The following is an 18,512-nucleotide window of genomic DNA, read 5'->3' on the forward strand; positions in this document are numbered from 1 at the left end:
GCCCGTCATCATTTACCTACGTGCGCAATACTTGCGATTTCGACCAAGGCATCCGGCTTTACCAGGCCACACTGGATGCAGTAACGGGCCGGTTTCTCTCCCGGAAAATACTCGGCATACACCTTGTTCACGGCCGCGTAGTTATCCCAGTCGGTAACCATGATCATGTTGAAGGTAACGTCGTCCATGGTTCCGCCGGCAGCTTCAACAACGCCTTTGATGATCTCCAGAACGTGCCGGGTCTGGGCTTCTGCATCGCCGACATGAACCACGTTGGTGTCCTTGTCGAACGGCAAAGTCCCGGAAACGTATACAACGCCATCAGCCATGGAGCCAGGGACGTAAGGAGCCAGTGGTTTTCCTGAACCTTCGGGAATAATGGAAGTCTTTGGCATGATCTATCTCCGTCGTTTATGCAGTGGTGAATTCAGTTTGAGCCGTTTCCGCGTCGCCTGTGGCGCCGCCGAAGGTCTGGCAGAAATCTTCAGTGCTGGACACCCAGCCGAAGAACGTTTCAATGTTGTACAGCGCAGCCTGCTGGACGAATTCCGGGCCAGCCTGGTGCGTGGCATCCGCCAGAACTACCCCGAAGTACTCCAGGAAAAAGCCGTCTCTCAGGGTCGATTCAACACAGACGTTGGTCGCGATACCGGTGAAGATCAGGTTGCGAATGCCCCGGCTGCGCAGAACGCTGTCAAACGAGGTATTGAAGAAACCGCTGTAACGGGGTTTGGGAATGACAATATCGCCGGGCTGCGGCTGGAGTTCGTCCACCAGGTCATAATCCCAGGTGCCCTTGGCAAGAAGGCTGCCATTGAGCTCCGGCTCTTTGCGCATGGTTTTCAGGGCGTTGGATTTGTACCAGTTCGGGGAACCGGGGCCACCAGCTTCCACGTACTCTGGATCCCAGCCATTCTGGAAGAAAATCACCGGAATACCGGCCGCCCGAGCCACAGTGATCGCTTTCCTGATCTGCTTGATGACCGGTCCGGTTGTGGAAACATCGAATCCGGCCCGGTCCAGGTAACCACCAACCGTGGAATACGCATTCTGCATATCCACCACAACCAGCGCCGACTCACTGGCGCGGACATTCAGGGGTTCCGGTTTTCCCGGCAATTCCAGTACCGGTTCCGCACCGGTATTCAGGGCGTAGCCCGATTTCTCCGTGGCGATGCTCATACGGCCTGCTCCAACTGCTGGTTGACATGTACCCGCGTTTTCATCAGTGGCTGGATGTATTTTCCGAAGTCATCAATGCCCTGAACAAAATCGTCAAAGGTCAGCATCACCCCACTGACACCCTCGACCGTACCCACTTCATCCAGCATGCGTGCGACGTTCTCGTAGGAACCCACCAGGGTGCCCATATTGATGTTCACTGCGGAGGTCGGATCCGCCATCTGACGGATGTTGGTATCGGATTTGGACTTCTTGTCCGCGGCACCCTGCTCACCGAGCCAGGCCACCGCCTCTTCATCGACACCTTCCTTGTAGGATTCCCACTTGGCCCGGGCCGCCTCATCGGTCTTGTCGGCAATCACCATGAACAGGGCGACGGAACTGACCTCCCGCTGGGCTTCTTCGGTAGCCTTCACCAGGCGTTCAACGGTTGGCGCAAAGGCAGTTGGCGTGTTCACCCCTTTACCAAAGCAGAAGTTGTAATCGGCATATTTGGCGGTAAACGCCATCCCGGCCTCACTCTGCCCGGCACAGATAACTTTCATGTCAGCCTGCGGTACGGGGCTGACACGGCAATCATCCATCTGGAAATGCTCGCCTTTGAAATCACTGTGGCCAGTCGCCCAGAGATCGCGCAGTACCTGGGCATACTCACCAAGATACTCATAACGGGAGCCGAAAAATTCATCGCCCGGCCATAGCCCCATCTGGGAGTATTCCGGTTTCTGCCAGCCTGTCACCAGATTCACCCCGAAACGACCATTGGAGATGGAATCAATGGTGGAAGCCATGCGAGCAACAATGGCCGGCGGCATGGTTAGCGTTGCCGCAGTAGCGAACAACTGGATTTTGCTGGTGACAGCAGCAAGGCCTGCCATCAGGGTGAACGACTCCAGATTATGCTCCCAGAATTCAGTTTCACCGCCGAACCCACGCAGTTTGATCATCGACAGCGCGAAGTCGAAGCCGTAGCCCTCTGCTTTCTGGGTAATCTCCTTGTTCAACTCGAACGTCGGCATGTACTGAGGCGCGTTCTTCGAGATCAGCCAACCATTGTTGCCGATGGGAATGAAGACGCCGATATTCATCTGTTCGCTCATGGGTTCTCCTTGATGTTTCCGGTCTGGTGGCGCACTCGGGGGCCACCACCTGTGACTCACGTTCCCCAACAACAACGCATAATGCCGGCCACAATGCGTTTTATTGCGCTAAATCAATTATCTATGATTTTTTCTTTGATTATTTCAGACCATTTGGTCTGAAATAGAGCACTCGGTTTGTGCACTGCGGGCGTTTTTGGGGCAAACCGACTGATAGCGTCTAAAAGGCCTATTCACCGGGAAATCCGGTGCTAGAATGTGCGTCCGGTCAATCCAGCGGAGAACTACGTGAGCGTCATAAGAAAGGGCAAGGAAACAGCCAGTGAGGGCAAACGGAAGCCACAACGGGTTCCTTCCGCTGCGGCGCTCAACAGACGGATGCGCAATAGCGAGAAGAAGCGGGCAACTATTCTGGATGCTGCGCTAAGCACCTTCTCGAAATACGGATTGCACGGCGCCAGTATCGACCAGATTGCACTTCAGGCCGATGTATCCAAGACCAACCTCTTCTATTACTTCAGTAATAAAGAAGAACTCTATGTCAGCGTACTTCGGGAGCTTCTGGATTTATGGCTCAAACCGCTCCGGGCATTCACGGTCGAGCAGGATCCGATAGAGGCCATCAGGGATTACGTTCGGGTCAAGCTGGAGTTTTCGAGGGATCACCCCGCCGAATCCCGGCTGTTCTGCATGGAAGTCATGCAGGGCGCGCCATTAATGCTGACCGAACTGCAACAGCCACTGCACGATCTGGTCGAGAACAAAATAGAAGTTATCCAGACCTGGATTGATCAGGGCAAGCTGGCGCCCGTAGAGCCTTACCACCTGGTTTTTTCGCTGTGGGCGACCACCCAGCACTACGCCGACTTTCGCGTACAGGTAGAGGCTGTTGCAGGGAAAACGCTGGAAGACCCGGACTTCTTTCAGGAAACCCTCACTAGCCTCGAAACCATCATTCTTAACGGCGTCCGCCCCCGCTGAGCGGAGCGCAGCACGCCCTCCGCAACTCTCCTGCCCCTAATTTGGGCTCAAATTAGAACCATACGCTCTAATTTAGACCATTTGATCCAGATCAATTTTTCACAAATAGCTAACTGCTTGTTTTTTAACAAAATCGAAAAATGGCACGCTTGCTGCTACGTCAATCAGCGAGCGAGAACGACTCCTTTGTTTTTTTCTATCCGGGCCCTTCTCGCAAAACTGAATTGAAGGAGGTTGTGCCATGCAGTTGCAACACGTACCAACGATCGACCTAGCCCCTTATTTCGAAGGCACCCCTGAAGGCAAGGCCCAGGTGGCGAAGGAGGTCGACAGGGCCTGTAAGGATATTGGCTTCCTGGTCATCACCAACCATGGAATTCCCAGCGAACTGGTGGATCGCGTCTATTCACTGAGCCGCAAGTTTTTCAACCAGCCCATGGCCGAAAAGCGGAAAGTGGATCGTCCCAGCCCTGATATGGTGCGCGGTTATAGTGCCATTGCCGAAGAAAGCCTGTCCTATTCGATGGAAGAAGCAGCGCCGGGAGACCTGAAAGAATCCTTTTCCATCGGGCCCACAGACGTGCCGGACGACGAATACCACCGGGGCGCTGCCGCAGGTCCTCACTTTGCGCCGAATGTGTGGCCGGAAACCGTTGAAGGCTTCAGAGAAGCCTACTCAGACTATTTCGATGCCATGAGCGACCTGGCCCGTTCGCTGATGCGTATTTTCGCCCTCTCCCTCAAGCTGGACGAGCACTTCTTCGACGACAAGATCGACAAAGAAATCAGCATGCTGCGCACCCTCAGCTACCCCAACATGGGGACAAACATTGAAGCTGGCCAGATGCGTGCAGGAGCCCACACCGACTATGGCAGCCTGACCATTGTCAAACCCGACAACTCACCGGGCGGTTTGCAGGTATGCAACCAGAACGGGGAGTGGGTCAGCGTGCCCTATGTGGAAGGCAGTTTCGCGGTCAATATTGGCGACCTCATGATGCGATGGACCAATGACCAGTGGATCTCGACCCTCCACCGTGTTGTCAATCCGCCGCTGGACGTCGAGACCGCCGAGCCGCGCCAGTCCATTGTCTTTTTCCACCAGCCAAACTACGACGCCATGATCGAATGTCTGCCCAGTTGTCTGGACGAAGCTGGCAAAGGCAAATACCCGGCTGTCAGCTCCGGTGACCACCTGAAATCCAAATTCGTCAAACAGACCACCTTTGGTGGCACCCAGGAGGTAGCTTGATATGGGGACGCTCTCTTACGTCAATGTTTTCGCCAAAGATATAGAAGCTCTCAGTGTTTTCTACCGGGATCTGTTCGGGTTCAAGGAAATCCCGGAGATCCGCTCACCCATCTTCCGCGGCCTGGACACAGGGCGTTCCTGCATCGGTTTCAATGCGCTGGATGCCTACGAACTGCTCAAGCTCGACGATTACTCGGACACAAAAGGCTGCAAGTTCCTGCTGAACATTGATGTGGACAGCAAGGAAGAGGTGGACGAGTACGTTCCCAAAGCTCTCGCCTCTGGTGCAACGCTCATCAAAGAGCCCTACACCACCTATTACAACTGGTACCAGTCTGTACTGCTGGACCCGGAAGGTAACGTTTTCCGAATCAATCACATGATGTAGAACCGTTTCTCCCAACCAAAGGAAGTACCAACATGAAAAAACTCATATTCAGTGCCTGCTTTGCACTGGCCGGTTTCCTGGGCCTGTTGAACACCGCTCACGCCGAGGGCTTCACTCTCAAGAGTGACCCGAAGATCGCCATGCTCTATATCTCTCCGACCAATGACGGCGGCTGGACCCAGGCTTTTGATGAAGCCCGTCAGCGCCTGGAAGATGAGATGGATATCAAGATTCAGTACGTGGAAAGCGTTCCTGAATCTGCCTCGGCCATCCGGCCGGCCGTCGAGCGTTTTATCAAGCGCGGCGCCAACATCATCATCGGTACGGCTTTCGGATACTCCGATACGTTCAAATCACTGTCTGAAGACTATCCGGACGTGGCCTTCCTGAACGGTTCTGGCACCACCAACGGCCCCAACCTGCTGTCTTACTACGGCCGTACCTACGAGAGTCAGTACCTTTGTGGCATGGCAGCCGGCGCAGCGTCTGAATCCGGCAAGCTCGGCTTCGTCGCCGCCAACCCGTTCGGTGTTGTGAACTGGACTATCAATGCCTACGCCATGGGTGCCCGTGAAATGAACCCGGATGCAACCGTTACCGTGGTCTATACCGGCGCCTGGAATGACCCCACCAAAGAGCGCTCCGCAACCAAGGCCCTGATCGATCAGGGTGCCGATGTCATCGGCCAGCACGTAGACACCCCGACACCGCAACTGGTTGCCCAGGAAAATGGCGTCTACGGCACAGGTCACCATCGTGATTTCCGCGAGTTCGCACCGAAGGCTACGGTTTGTTCGTCAGTCTGGGTCTGGGATCGCTTCCTGAAGAACGAACTGGAAAAAATCATCGCCGGTAACTGGGTACCAGCCCCTCATGGTGCGCTGCTGTCCATGAAAGAAGGCGGCACCGACATCGCCTGCTGTGGGCCGAACGTTGATGAGGAAGAAGAAGCCAAGATCATGGCCGCCCGCGAGAAGCTGATGAATGGCGAGCTGGAGATCTATGCCGGCCCGCTGACTGATCAGAACGGCACCGTTCGCGCGGCAGAAGGCGAAGTCGTATCCGATGGCGCCCTGTGGCAGATGGACTGGTTTGTTGACGGAGTGATTACGCAGCAATGAGTAAACAGAACGCGATCCAGCTGAGCAGCGTCAGCAAGACCTTCGACGGTTTCAAGGCCCTGTCCGACGCTGATTTCACCGCCAGGTGGGGCGAAGTTCACGCCCTGCTCGGCGAAAACGGAGCCGGAAAGTCGTCCCTGATGAACATCGTGGCCGGCCTCTATGGCCCGGAAGGCGGATCGCTGTTCATCGATGACAACCCGGTAAAACTCAAAGGCCCGAAAGAAGCCGCCAAGCTCGGCATCGGAATGGTTCACCAGCACTTCAAGCTGGTGACCCCCTTCACCGTTGCCGAGAATATCCTGCTGAACCTGAGCCATATCCAGACCAGCGGGCTTTACCGGGAACGCCTGCGCCGGGTGTCTGACGACATCCGTGCCATGGCCGAGCGAATTGGATTCGGGATTGATCCCGACGCCCGTATTGATCAACTTTCCATCGCAGAACAACAACGCGTGGAAATTCTGAAAGTACTGCTGGCCGGCGCCAAGATTCTGATTCTGGATGAGCCGACCGCCGTGCTTACCGAAGAAGAAGCCGAAAACCTGCTCACCACTGTGCGCGGCTTCGCCCGGGAGGGCGCTGCGGTCATCCTTGTAACCCACAAGATGAACGACGTTCTGCGCTATGCCGATCAGGTCACCATCATGCGCTCGGGCCGGACCATTAAAAGCCTGAAGCCGGATTCGGTTTCCGTAGATGAACTGGTGAAGCTGACCGTCGGCGAATCAGCACCGGAGCAGACGGCTCCTGTGGAGCAACGGACGCCCGGTGAACCTTATCTGAACGTCAAAGGTCTCACCAGCACCGGTGGCCACCGGGCCCTGAATGGCCTGAACCTGACCCTGAACAAGGGAGAAATTTACGGTATCGCCGGCGTCGGCGGTAACGGACAAAGCGAACTGGCCAACGCCCTGATGGGCATTCCAGAGGGTGTCGAAGGCACCATGGAGTTGATTGGCGAAGGCGATCTGGCGGACTTCGATGCGGCCCGGCGCCGCGCTATCGGCGTCGCCGCCATCCCTGCAGACCGTTATGGTTCTGCCCTTGCCGGCCCGCTCTCTATCGCCGACAACTTTGCCCTGGGCGACATCCATTCCGGTCGATACGGCCCGTTCTGGTATCTGAAAACCGGAGCCATCGAAGCTGACGCGGCGGAAGCCGTTCGACAGTTCGATGTCCAGGGTGTTCGCTCGCTGAAACAGAAATCGGCACTGCTCTCCGGGGGCAACGCACAAAAGCTGGTCATCGCCCGGGAGTTCAGTCATCCCCCCAAGCTCGTCCTGGCCCACAGTCCCAGCCGGGGCCTCGACGTCAAAGCGACCGAAGCTGTCAGGGAGCGCTTGCGTGCGGCCCGGGATAGTGGCGCAGCGGTTCTCCTGATCAGTGAGGATCTGGACGAAGTCATGGCCATGGCGGACCGGATCGGCGTCATGTCCGCCGGACGTATCGTGACCGAGTTTTCACAGCCTGCCGATCGTCAGGCCATTGGCCAAGCAATGGTGAACCATGTCTGATTTTGCATTACAACGACCGCTCACAAAGCGCAGATACACCCTGGAAGTCCGCCAGCAGATGGCCTGGCACTGGCAGGCACTGATTCTGGCCGGGTCCATGATCCTGGGCCTGCTGATTTCCGGCACCATCCTCGTGGTCGCGGGGGTTCCGGCTGGCGAGCTGCTGAACGAGTTTGTGATCCTCACTCTGTTTGATAGTCAGAGCCTGACCTCCGTGCTCTTCCAGGCCTCACCGCTGATCATGGTGGGCCTGGCCGGCTGCCTGGCGTTCCGGGCCAAGTTCTGGAACCTTGGTCTGGAAGGCCAGATGATCTTCGGAGCGATCGGCGCCACAGCCATCACCATGTGGGATATCGGTGCCCCGAGTATGCGCCTGCCACTGATGATTGCTGCCGCCATGGCCTGCGGCCTGTTGTGGGCAGTTGCCCCGGTGCTTCTAAGGCTCAAACTGCAGGTTAATGAAATTGTCTCGACCCTGATGCTCAATTACATTGCGATCAACGTATTGCTGCACCTGATGTACGGAGCCTGGAAAGACCCCAAGGACGCGTTCCCCTACTCCCCCAAGTATGAAAGCTTCGAGCTTCTGCCGGAGTTGGGAAATGGCCTCAGCCTGTCAATTCCCATCGCCATTGGCATAGCGCTGCTCGTACTCTGGTTCGTTAACATCTCCCGCGCCGGTCTCTATCTGCGGTTCGTGGACAAGAGCCCGAAAGTCGCCAGTGCCGTTGGGGTTCCTGTTGCCAAAACCATCCTGATGGCAGTGCTCTTTTCCGGAGCCCTGGCGGGACTGGCTGGCCTTATGGTCGCTGCGGGCCAGGAAGGACGCCTCACCCACTCCTTTTATGTGGGCTATGGCTTTTCCGGGATTCTGATCGCGTTTCTGGCCCGGAACAATCCCATTGCCGCCACCTGCGCCGCGTTGCTGATTGCCACCCTGTTCGTCGCTGGCAGAAGCCTTCAGGTGTTCTACCAGATCCCGTTTGCCATGGTGCAACTGATCCAGGCCGTACTGGTGATTTGCGTCGCTTCCTCAGATTTCTTTATTCGTCATCGTATTCGCCGCGTACAGGGGGGGGACTGATCATGGACCTGATTTCAAGCTGGATGGGTAACATCCCTGAATTTGCTGTCCCGTTTGCCCTGGCGGCACTGGGACTGATCATTACTGAAAAATCCGGTGTTCTTGCGCTCGGCGCCGAGGGCCTGATGCTGGTTGGTGCCGTTGCCGGCATCGGCGCCTACCTGACCTTTGAACATACCGCCCTCGCGTTGATCATGGCCATGATCGCCGCCAGCGTGGTTTCCCTGCTGTTTGCCCTGATGGTTCTGGTCATGCGCATGAACCAGGTGATTTCGGGTCTGGTACTGGTGTTCTTCTGCCAGGGACTGACAACTCTGACCGGAACACTGATGGGCTGGACCAACCAGCCTGTGCCCGGACTGGAAACCATCGCATTCTGGCCACTCTCCGAGCTGCCTTACCTGGGCCGGTTCTTCATTCAGAATCCCGTGGTCTATCTGGTGCCCGTGATTTTCCTGGTTTCCGTCTGGGCCCTCAATCGCACCACGCCGGGACTGCGCATGCGTGCCGTAGGCGAAAATCCACAGGCAGCAGACGCTGCGGGCATCCCGGTACTAAGCTACCGACTGGCTGCTATTGTGATCGGCGCCGCGTTGATTGGTCTGGCTGGGGCATTCATTGCCGTTCTGAGTACCAAACTCTGGATCTCGAACATGACCGCAGGCCGGGGATGGATTGCCGTCGCACTGGTTATTTTCGCTCGCTGGTCGCCCTGGAAAGCCCTGGCCGGAGCCATTCTGTTTGGCTGCATTGAAGCGCTGATCCCTCAGCTGGCCGCTTCCGGCATCAAGCTATCACAATACTTTGTGTTCATGGCCCCTTACGCCATCACCCTTGGTGTCATGATCTGGGTAGCAGCATCAAAGCGGGACAGCAACAGTCAGCCCGGTGCTCTGGGGACACCGTTTATACGGGAAGAGCGCACCTGATCCGGCGCAGAACAGACACCCTACCGATCACCAGGAGAATACCTTGAGCAAGACTCTGTTTATCACCGGTGCAACCTCCGGCTTTGGCGCCGCCACGGCCCGGCGGTTTGCCGCCGACGGTTGGTCCATTGTTATCTGCGGCCGCCGGGAAGAACGCCTTTACGCGCTGGCCGATGAGCTTGGATGCCTGACACCGGTGCATCCTCTGAAACTGGATGTCCAGGACGCCGAAGCGGTGGCACAGGCGATCGCCTCGCTGCCCTCAGGCTTTCGTCAGATTCATACCCTGGTCAACAACGCCGGCTTGGCACTGGCGCCGGCTGCCATGCAGGATGTTCAGCTTTCCGACCTGCACACCATGATCAACACCAACATTACCGGGGTGGTCAATGTGACCCATGCCCTGCTGCCCACACTGATTGAGACCGGGGCCGGTACCAATATCATCAACATCGGCTCCACTGCCGGTGAGTGGCCGTATCCTGGCAGCCATGTATACGGTGCCAGCAAGGCGTTTATCAAACAGTTCTCCTACAACCTGCGCTGTGACCTCCTGGGCACCGGGGTGCGCGTCACCGATCTGGCACCTGGCATTGCCGAAACCGAGTTTTCGGTAGTTCGTAATAGCGGCAACAAGGCCGCAGCAAATTCTGTTTACGAGGGAACCGTGCCGTTGTCCGCCGAGGACATTGCCGAGCAGATTGCCCACATCGCCAACCTGCCCGACCACATCAATATCAATCGGGTGGAAATGGTACCGGTACGGCAAGCCTGGGGGCCCTATGCCATTCATCGCGAACAGAGCCCGAGCCACGAACAGGAAGCCTGAACATGCCGAAACTCAGATACGCCTGGCCGGTCGTCACCGGTCGTACCGCCCTGATTGTGGTGGACATGCAGCGAGTTTTCTGTGAGCCCGACGGAGATCTTTACGTTCCATCGACAACAGCAATCACGCCACGAATTCAGCAACTGGCCGACGTTTGCCGGAAGAACGGCGTCCCCGTTGTCTATCTGCGTCACATCGTTCGCGGTGACGGCAGTGACACCGGGCGCATGAGCGATATGTATCCGGATGTCGACGAGGTTTTGGCGCGTGACAACCCCATGGTTGAGATTATCGAGCAGCTTGCGCCACTGACCGGAGATGTGGTGGTGGACAAGCTCTTCTACAGCGGCTTTCACGGAACCGATCTGGACACCATTCTACGTTCCCGGGATGTGGATACCCTGATCGTTTGTGGCACCGTCACCAATGTTTGCTGTGACACCACCATACGCGACGCCGTTCACCGGGAATACAAGGTTATCGCGCTGAGCGATGCCAGCGCCGCCATGCCCTATCCCGATCTTGGCTGGGGGGCCGTTACTGCAGACGAGGTTCAGAAGGTCGCGCTGACCACCTTTGCCTACGAGTTCGGTGAGGTGACAAGCACGGATGATATTGTGCAGAGGCTGCAGAGCCGGGAGTAACTCCCGGCCCGTCAGGTCATCAAATCAGAAGCTACTCCTGACCGGACTCATACTTGCGCTCGGGAGGGGCGAAACCAAAGTCCCGGCCGTCCACCACTTTGACATCACCGTCCCATGGCAAACGGTATTCGCCCCTCACCATGTCCTGCATGAAGGTGTACGGGCAATCTCCGGCACCACCCTTTACCGCCACATACCCACGATGGCCGAGCTGGTAAATGTTGTTCTCGACACCCCAGTGAATACGGGCTTCGTCCACCAGATCTGGCCGCACTTCCGCGGTAATGATTTCGTCGGCAAAGCCACTTCCTTCCACCATAGGCACGCCATCGAAGTTGACCACCATGCCCTCACCCATGGAGTTGAAGGTACCATCTGTACCGGCCAGACAGACGTTGGCAGTGACCATAAGATTGCAGAACGCGTTCGCCTGGTTAGTGATCTTCCAGGCATGACGGATGGGTGGCGTGTATCCTGCGGTCCGCAGCATGATGTTCGCCCCTTTGTAGGCGCACTCGCGCGCCACTTCCGGGAACATACCATCGTGGCAGATAGCCAGTGACAGACGGCTGCCATTGGGTCCATCGCAGACCGGGATTCCCAGGTTGCCCGGTTCCCACGGTTCCACCGGCACCCAGGGATGAAGCTTGCGATAGAACAGCTGCACCTCGCCGGTGTTATCGATAATGACACCGGTGTTGTAGGGGTTCCCTCCGGGATTGCTCTCCATAATGGAGAAACAGCCCCAGATGTCATGCTCTCGGCAGGCTTCCCGGAAAGCATCCATCTCCGGGCCGTCACGATCACACATGATGGCGGGGTCAATGTTCATCGAAAGACCATGCAGGCAGTATTCGGGGAATACCACCAGATCCATCACCGGAGACTGCCGACGGGCTTTCCCCACCAGCTCACATACCCGGCGGGTCTGGGCTGCCAGTTGTTCCGGGGTGGCCACATCTGGCAATTGCAGCTGCACCAGCCCGATCACCACCCCGTTCGGGGACTTGTTCAAACCACCAAATCCGCTCATTACGCTTCCTCTCACATGATGTTTAGATGATGTCGGAAGCTAATGAGCAGGAAGCGTGCCAGGCGTTGCAGAGGCCGTACCGGCATCGGTCCCCAAGCCCCGCTCACGCCGGCGCATTTGCAGTTGGGCCAGGGTCACTTCCCGGCTCTTCGCCTGGCTTTCGTGGATATGGGCCCGCAACATTACGGTTGCGCCTTCCAGATCATTGGCCAGGATACGTTGGCAGATCTCATGGTGCTCCCGGTAGGTCTGCATGACACTGTCCTGGTCCGGCAGGCCCAGACGACGCACAATCCGAATATGATTGTTAACGTCTCGCAGGTATTGCACCAGAATCGGGTTGCCACAGAGCTCGGCCAGCCTTATATGGAACAGTTCCTCGGCGTCCTTGAACTCTTCGGAGCCAGACATGCCATAGCGGGCCTGCTGGGGATCCCAATCCTCCGCCAGCTGCGCCACCTCCCGATAGGGAATACGCTGCCCCATCAAAGCAATACCTTCCAATTCCAGACCAACCCGGACATCGTAGTACTCCGCCAGCTCAAATACGTCGAGCTGGCGGATATAACAGCCGTGCTTGGGACGGATCGTAAGGTAGCCTTCCACCGCCAGGCGCTGCAACGCTTCCCGAACCGGAGTTCGGCTCACTCCGAAGTGCTGGGCCAGCTCGGTTTCAGTAACCCGGCTACCAGGATATAGCTCCAGATTCATGATGCTCTGACGCAGAGTCTGGTAGATGCTGCCTGTGGTTCCTTTCCTGAATGATTCACTCACGATTCTTTCCTTGTCATCTCGTTGCATACATCTTATCCAAGTCCCATTGAATTTCAATCACTATGGCACACCACCGAGAACCCAGGATCGCACCAAAATAATGCATTACCATCAATCAACGCACCATCGTGTCGCCATCAACTTTCTGTTTTCTTGTACTTTTCCAACACGCGACAGGAATATGAGTGTCTTCCTTGCCAGAACCATGCACCTCTTCGTCAACGTGGCATGAACCATGCACCCTTGTATACAACAAAGATTTGTAGCCAAGGCACGGTTCCATGGAGATTCAGCTTTACAACATCACCAAGCGGTTCGGGGAGGTCACGGCCAATGACGGCATCTCCCTGGACATCCGCGAGGGAGAAGTCATCGCGCTGCTCGGCGAAAACGGCGCCGGCAAGAGCACCCTGATGAAGATGCTGTTCGGGCTCTACACGCCGGACGAAGGCAGCATTCTTGTCAACGGTCGTGAAACTCTCATCGACTCCCCGCAGAAGGCCATGTCACTGGGCATCGGCATGGTGTTCCAGCAGTTCAATCTGGTACCGGCACTGTCGGTGCTGGACAACCTGTTACTGGCCTATCCCAGGCCACCCTTCTGGACGTTCCGCCGGCTGTTTGGCGAAGGCGCCTCTCAGCAGAACGTACTCGCCTACCTGGAGGAACTCGCGCCCGGCCTGGACCCCAATACCCTGGTACGCGATCTATCCGTGGGCCAGCGCCAACTGCTGGAACTGGTCAAGGTGCTGAATCTGAATGCCAAGGTTCTGATACTGGATGAACCAACGTCGGTTCTGCCACCACAGGAAGCGGAACGACTCTGGGGGCTGATCCGAAAAATGGCCGAAGCCGGAAGAAGTATTGTTCTGATCACCCACAAAATGCAGGACGTCATGGCCTGCGCCCACAGAGTGGTCGTGATGCGTGCCGGCAAAATGGTACAGGCTCTGACCAGAGAGAACTGCAGTGAGGCCTCACTGGTCAGCCTGATGATGGGAGACAGCAGTCAACGCTCCGACATCGACACACATCGGGACCCCGACCTCGCTGGCAAGCCGCCACGAATCAGTCTTCGTGGGCTCCATGCAAACCATGGCGTCCAGTCCATTGACAACATCAGCCTGGATATCGGGCCGGGAGAGATCCTTGGTATTGCCGGGGTTTCCGGTAACGGCCAGCATCTGCTGGCAGACGCGCTGGTTGGCCTGGTCCCGCTTTCCCGTGGCGAAGTCATTATTGATGGCGTGGTACTCCAGTCCGCCAGCCGTGCCCCGAAAACCTCTGACCGGGTTGCATACATACCTGAGCAACCGGCCGTGAACGCGGTGGCCGGCGATCTGTCGTTGACCGTCAACGTGGCTCTGTCCCATTTCCGGCAACTGCGTTTCTTTCCTGCCTGGGGCCCGGAAGAGGAAAAAACCAGGGACATCATCCGCCGTTATCAGGTTCGTCCTGACAATCCGGCGCTGGGCGCCGGACAACTTTCCGGAGGCAACCTTCAGAAACTGGTGGTCGGGCGTGAACTGGAAGGCCCGAGGGATCTGATTGTCGCAGCTTACCCCACCATGGGACTGGACGCTGGTGCGGCCCATGACATTTATCAGGCTCTTTTCACAAAAGCCCGCGAGGGCGCAGCCGTGCTATGGATTTCAGAGGATCTCGATGACCTCATGTCCTACGCCCACCGGATTGCCGTACTTCAGGGCGGACGCATCTCGGGACTGTTCAACCCGGACCAGTTCGATCGCCTCGACATCGGCCGGGCCATGACCGGAGAACACCTTCCCACCGCTGACCCGGCACCCGCTGAACCTCAAGCGAGAATTGCATCATGACAATAACCACCCAACCGGCCGTCAGATTCGGGCTGCGGCTGCTAAGAGGCCCCACCGGCGCAGTGCTTATCATGGCGGCCACGTTTGTGCTGGCGGCACTGACGTTCTTTGCAATCAATGGCCGGGAATCCATATCCCTGTTTCAGGAAATGGTCATGGGGGCCTTCGGCGATGGCTATTCATTCAGTGAGACCCTGGTCAAGACCGCTCCCATCCTGCTGACGGCACTGGCCGTCGCATTGCCTGCCCGACTCGGTCTGATCAGTGTCGGCGGCGAGGGTCAGCTCTACCTTGGCGCCCTGTTCGGCACCGGCGCTGTGCTGGCCGCCGTTGACCAGCCCGGCTGGCTGCTGATGCCACTCATGCTGATGGGCGCCATGGCAGGCGGCGCCCTTTGGGGCGTCATTCCCGGATTGCTCAAGACCCGTCTTGGTGTCAACGAAACCATCTCAACCCTGCTACTGAACTACGTGGGCGTGTTACTGGTGAGTTTTGTAGTCCATGGTCCCTGGAAGAACCCGAATTCACTGGGCTGGCCGGCCACCATCGAGTTCCCGCAAGGCGCCATCCTGCCCCAGTTCTTTGATACCCGGGTTCACATGGGACTGATATTCGGAGTGGTTGCGGCCATCATGCTTCACATTCTGGTGACCCGCAGTCGCTGGGGACTCGGTCTCCAGGTCAGTCGCAGCAATCCGCGCGTCGGCGCCACCGCCGGTATTTCCTATGAACGCAACGTGCTGATCGTGATGGCCATCGGCGGGCTGCTGGCCGGCCTCGCCGGTATCGCCGAAGCCTCGGTGATCCAGAACCGCCTGCAGGACGGTCTTGCCAGCGGCTACGGCATGACGGGCTTCCTGGTTGCCTGGCTCGCCGGCCAGCACTTCCTTCGCATTATCCCGTTATCGGTGCTGATGGGTGGCCTTCTGGCGTCTGCCGACTCGCTCCAGTTGTACGCCCAGCTCCCCAAGGCCAGCGCCGATATTCTACAGGCGCTGCTGTTCATCATCGTGCTGGCTGTTGCCAGCCTGTGGCCCAATCGCCCCAAGGCCTGATCGCGCCAGGCCCGACAGCTATTCAAAGGACACTGTATGGAATCGTTTGTAACTGAACTGCTGACCCTGCTCTTTGCTGCCCTTCGAAGTGCCACCCCGGTACTGGCAGTCGTTCTGGGTGAAGCCATGACTCAACGCAGCGGCGTTATCAACCTTGGGGTGGAAGGCCAGATGCTGCTGGGGGCGATGACCGGTTTCGCGGTGGCGTCCATAAGCGGCGATCCCTGGCTGGGCGTGCTCGCCGCATGCGGTGCGGGCATTGCCCTGTCGATGGTTCACGCCATTCTGGTGCTTGGCTGTCGGGCCAACCAGATTGCCAGCGGGGTAGCCGTTTTGATTCTCGGAGGTGGGCTCAGTGCCTACTACGGTATTCCTTTCGTGGGCAACAAGATCGACACCCTCGGCAACCTGAATCATACCTTCGTCAGCGACATTCCGTTGCTGGGCCAGTTCCTGGGCCCCATAACACCTACTGTACTGATCACACTGCTGGCGATTCCGGCCATATCCATTTTCCTGTTCCGCACCCGCACCGGGCTGCGCTGGCGTTCTACCGGCGAATCCCAGGAAATCACTCGCAATCTGGGCCACAGCCCGGTGCCCTACCAGTTAGCCGCCATTGCTTTCGGTGGGCTGATGTCAGGCTTTGCCGGTGCCGCGCTCGCTGTGGACTACACCGCCAACTGGGTAGAGGGCATGACCGCAGGCCGGGGGCTGGTGGCCGTCGGCCTGGTGATTGTTGCCCGCTGGAACCCCTGGTACGCATTGCCGGCAGCGCTGCTGTTCGGGGCCTCTGAAGCCCTGAATCTGAAGCTGCAGTCCTGGGGGGTGCCCATCTCGCCCTACCTTCTGGCAACGCTTCCCTATCTGATTCCCCTGAGCGTGCTGATGCTTAGCTACCGTGGCCTGCGGGCCAGTGGTGGCGGTATGCCGGCCGGTCTCAGGGTGGTATTCCAAAGTGCCCGATAACCGACTTAAAAACCATTAAACGGAGAATGATTATGAAAAAAGCGATCCGCACCCTGCTAGCCACCTCAATCCTCGCAGTCAGTGTCCAGGCTGCTGCCGACACCAAAGTCGGCTTCATCTACGTTGGACCAAAATCTGACTATGGATACAACTACGCCCAGGATCAGGGCCGTCTCTATCTGGAAGAACACATGGACGATGTGGAAACCGTCCATTTCGAAAACATTCCAGAGAATGCCGATGTTCAGCGTGTCATGGAGCGCATGGTTCGCTCCGGTGTTGAAGTGGTTTTCCCGACCAGCTACGGCTACCTTGATCATGCCCTGAAAGTAGCGGAGAAGTATCCTGAGGTACATTTCGCCCACTCCGGCGGCCTCAAGACGTCCGACAACCTGATGACCTACTTCGCCGAAATTGATCAGGCCATGTACCTGTCCGGTGTTGCCGCTGGCCTGACCACCAAAACCAATAAACTGGGCTTTATCGCAGCCCACCCGATCCCTCAGGTACTGCGTAACATCAATGCCTTTACCCGGGGTGCCCAGAGCGTGAACCCGGAGGTGACAACCTCGGTGATCTGGACCTCGAACTGGTCCGACCCCACCAAAGAAGCCGAAGCCGCAGAAGCGCTGATCAGCGACGGCGCTGACGTACTGACCGGTCACGTTGACTCGCCCATCAACTACGTGCAGGTTGCTGAGCGCCGTGGCGTTTACTCCGTGGGCTATCACGCCGATGCCAGCCAGTTTGCACCAGAAGGCTGGCTGGTGGGTGCGGTCTGGAACTGGGGCCCGATGATGGTGGACATCGTCAAATCGGCAGAAGACGGCACCTGGAAATCCGAGCACCTGCGTGGCGACCTCCTGACTGGCGCAGCCAAACTCAGCGATTTCGGCAGCGCAGTAAGCGATGAGGATCAGCAAACGGTACTGGACCGCCAGGAAGCCATTATGAACGAAGAGTTCCAGGTCTGGGCTGGCCCGGTTATCGCTCAGGATGGCACGGTGCTGGTTGAAGAAGGTGACGTCATGACCCTGGAAGAAACCGAGAAGATGGACTTCCTCGTAAACGGCGTGAAAGGTCGTCTGAAGTGACCACGCCCCACCCTGTCACGGTTCCCGATGCACAGCCCTACGCGTGGCCCTGCATCGCGCCGGTGGCCCCCCACCGGCTGGCCCTGGTGATTATCGACATGCAGAAGGACTTCTGCGCCCCGGGAGGGTACATCGACTCCCAGGGCGTCGATCTGACCCCCGCCCGGGCCACCATCGAACCAATCCAGCGGGTACTGGCAGCGTTCCGCGCGCTGCCAGGCGCCCTGGTCATTCACACCCGTGAAGGTCACCGGCCGCAGCTGGCAGACCTTCCCGTCAACAAGCAGTGGCGCAGCGAACAGGTCTGCCCCGGCATCGGCAATGCCGGCCCACTGGGCCGGATTCTGGTGCGCGGCGAACCCGGCTGGGAAATCATTCCGGAACTTGCTCCAACGCCGGATGAGATCGTAATCGATAAACCCGGCAAGGGCGCCTTCTACGCCACCGACCTGGATCACGTACTGCGGCTTCAGGGGATCACCCACCTGGTGTTTGCAGGCCTGACCACCGATGTGTGTGTGCACACCACCGTCCGTGACGCCAATGACCGGGGGCTGGAAACACTGATCCTGAGAGACTGCACGGCCGCCACAGAAACCCGCCACCGGGATGCCATTTTCAGCATGACCGAAATGCAAGGCGGAATGTTCGGTGCCACGGCGACATCAGAGCAGCTTCTCACCGCCCTGGCCCTATCAAACACGCTTCCGGAGTAACCTGCG

At 57.7% G+C, this 18,512-nt stretch carries 19 protein-coding genes; 14 read left to right on the forward strand and 5 right to left on the reverse strand.

Annotated elements, in window-relative coordinates; translation table 11 throughout:
- Window positions 1-8 precede the first annotated feature (8 nt).
- The 3 genes from rutC to rutA are packed head-to-tail and all read right to left on the reverse strand — an operon-like array spanning window position 9 to window position 2,270.
- Window positions 9-395, reverse strand: a complete 387-nt coding sequence (gene rutC / locus KO499_RS13560; RefSeq protein ID WP_215984287.1) for a pyrimidine utilization protein C — start codon at window positions 393-395, stop codon at window positions 9-11.
- Window positions 396-411: 16 nt separating this feature from the next.
- Entirely contained in the window at window positions 412-1,182 is a 771-nt protein-coding gene (gene rutB, locus KO499_RS13565; protein ID WP_215984288.1) for a pyrimidine utilization protein B, read from the reverse strand.
- Entirely contained in the window at window positions 1,179-2,270 is a 1,092-nt protein-coding gene (gene rutA, locus KO499_RS13570; RefSeq protein WP_215984515.1) for a pyrimidine utilization protein A, read from the reverse strand. Before rutA ends, rutB begins: the two co-directional genes overlap by 4 nt.
- 300 nt (window positions 2,271-2,570) lie before the next feature.
- Here rutA and rutR point away from each other — a divergent pair, with 300 nt between their 5' ends.
- From rutR to KO499_RS13615, 9 genes are all read left to right on the forward strand, one after another.
- Window positions 2,571-3,263 (forward strand): HTH-type transcriptional regulator RutR, encoded by a 693-nt coding sequence (rutR, locus tag KO499_RS13575; RefSeq protein ID WP_323133348.1) that lies wholly within the window; start codon window positions 2,571-2,573, stop codon window positions 3,261-3,263.
- A gap of 241 nt (window positions 3,264-3,504) precedes the next feature.
- Entirely contained in the window at window positions 3,505-4,515 is a 1,011-nt protein-coding gene (locus tag KO499_RS13580) for an isopenicillin N synthase family dioxygenase (protein ID WP_215984289.1), read from the forward strand.
- A 1-nt stretch (window position 4,516) separates the two neighbouring features.
- Window positions 4,517-4,903, forward strand: coding sequence for a VOC family protein (locus KO499_RS13585; RefSeq protein WP_215984290.1), 387 nt, complete (start codon window positions 4,517-4,519; stop codon window positions 4,901-4,903).
- 32 nt (window positions 4,904-4,935) lie between these two features.
- Window positions 4,936-6,024, forward strand: coding sequence for a BMP family ABC transporter substrate-binding protein (locus KO499_RS13590; protein WP_215984291.1), 1,089 nt, complete (start codon window positions 4,936-4,938; stop codon window positions 6,022-6,024).
- Window positions 6,021-7,541: an ABC transporter ATP-binding protein gene (locus KO499_RS13595; RefSeq protein ID WP_215984292.1), complete on the forward strand. Its 1,521-nt coding sequence runs from the start codon at window positions 6,021-6,023 to the stop codon at window positions 7,539-7,541. The genes KO499_RS13590 and KO499_RS13595 overlap by 4 nt, the downstream gene beginning before the upstream one ends.
- Window positions 7,534-8,625, forward strand: coding sequence for an ABC transporter permease (locus tag KO499_RS13600; RefSeq protein WP_215984293.1), 1,092 nt, complete (start codon window positions 7,534-7,536; stop codon window positions 8,623-8,625). Before KO499_RS13595 ends, KO499_RS13600 begins: the two co-directional genes overlap by 8 nt.
- Window positions 8,626-8,627: 2 nt before the next feature.
- Entirely contained in the window at window positions 8,628-9,554 is a 927-nt protein-coding gene (locus tag KO499_RS13605) for an ABC transporter permease (RefSeq protein WP_215984294.1), read from the forward strand.
- Window positions 9,555-9,597: 43 nt separating this feature from the next.
- A complete protein-coding gene (locus KO499_RS13610; RefSeq protein ID WP_215984295.1) occupies window positions 9,598-10,383 on the forward strand; it encodes an SDR family NAD(P)-dependent oxidoreductase in 786 nt (261 codons plus the stop codon).
- A gap of 2 nt (window positions 10,384-10,385) precedes the next feature.
- Window positions 10,386-11,027, forward strand: coding sequence for an isochorismatase family protein (locus KO499_RS13615; protein WP_215984296.1), 642 nt, complete (start codon window positions 10,386-10,388; stop codon window positions 11,025-11,027).
- Window positions 11,028-11,058: 31 nt separating this feature from the next.
- On the opposite strand, the gene KO499_RS13620 is transcribed toward KO499_RS13615, so the two are convergent.
- Both KO499_RS13620 and KO499_RS13625 read right to left on the reverse strand, forming a co-directional pair.
- Window positions 11,059-12,060, reverse strand: coding sequence for a formamidase (locus KO499_RS13620; protein ID WP_215984297.1), 1,002 nt, complete (start codon window positions 12,058-12,060; stop codon window positions 11,059-11,061).
- Between the two features lie 39 nt (window positions 12,061-12,099).
- Window positions 12,100-12,834 (reverse strand): GntR family transcriptional regulator, encoded by a 735-nt coding sequence (locus KO499_RS13625; RefSeq protein ID WP_215984298.1) that lies wholly within the window; start codon window positions 12,832-12,834, stop codon window positions 12,100-12,102.
- A gap of 281 nt (window positions 12,835-13,115) precedes the next feature.
- Between KO499_RS13625 and KO499_RS13630 the strand changes: the two genes are divergently transcribed.
- From KO499_RS13630 to KO499_RS13650, 5 genes are read left to right on the forward strand one after another with little or no spacing between them, the layout of a single operon-like run.
- Window positions 13,116-14,672, forward strand: coding sequence for an ABC transporter ATP-binding protein (locus tag KO499_RS13630; RefSeq protein WP_215984299.1), 1,557 nt, complete (start codon window positions 13,116-13,118; stop codon window positions 14,670-14,672).
- Window positions 14,669-15,727 carry an ABC transporter permease gene (locus tag KO499_RS13635; RefSeq protein WP_215984300.1) on the forward strand — a complete coding sequence of 353 codons (1,059 nt, stop codon included), beginning with the start codon at window positions 14,669-14,671 and terminating at the stop codon, window positions 15,725-15,727. Before KO499_RS13630 ends, KO499_RS13635 begins: the two co-directional genes overlap by 4 nt.
- A gap of 36 nt (window positions 15,728-15,763) precedes the next feature.
- Window positions 15,764-16,696, forward strand: coding sequence for an ABC transporter permease (locus tag KO499_RS13640; RefSeq protein ID WP_215984301.1), 933 nt, complete (start codon window positions 15,764-15,766; stop codon window positions 16,694-16,696).
- A 32-nt stretch (window positions 16,697-16,728) separates the two neighbouring features.
- A complete protein-coding gene (locus tag KO499_RS13645) occupies window positions 16,729-17,790 on the forward strand; it encodes a BMP family ABC transporter substrate-binding protein (protein ID WP_215984302.1) in 1,062 nt (353 codons plus the stop codon).
- Window positions 17,787-18,506, forward strand: a complete 720-nt coding sequence (locus KO499_RS13650) for an isochorismatase family cysteine hydrolase (RefSeq protein WP_215984303.1) — start codon at window positions 17,787-17,789, stop codon at window positions 18,504-18,506. The genes KO499_RS13645 and KO499_RS13650 overlap by 4 nt, the downstream gene beginning before the upstream one ends.
- Window positions 18,507-18,512: the final 6 nt, after the last annotated feature.

The organism is Marinobacter sp. F3R08, assembly GCF_018860425.1.
In the GTDB taxonomy this organism is placed as follows: Bacteria; Pseudomonadota; Gammaproteobacteria; order Pseudomonadales; family Oleiphilaceae; genus Marinobacter.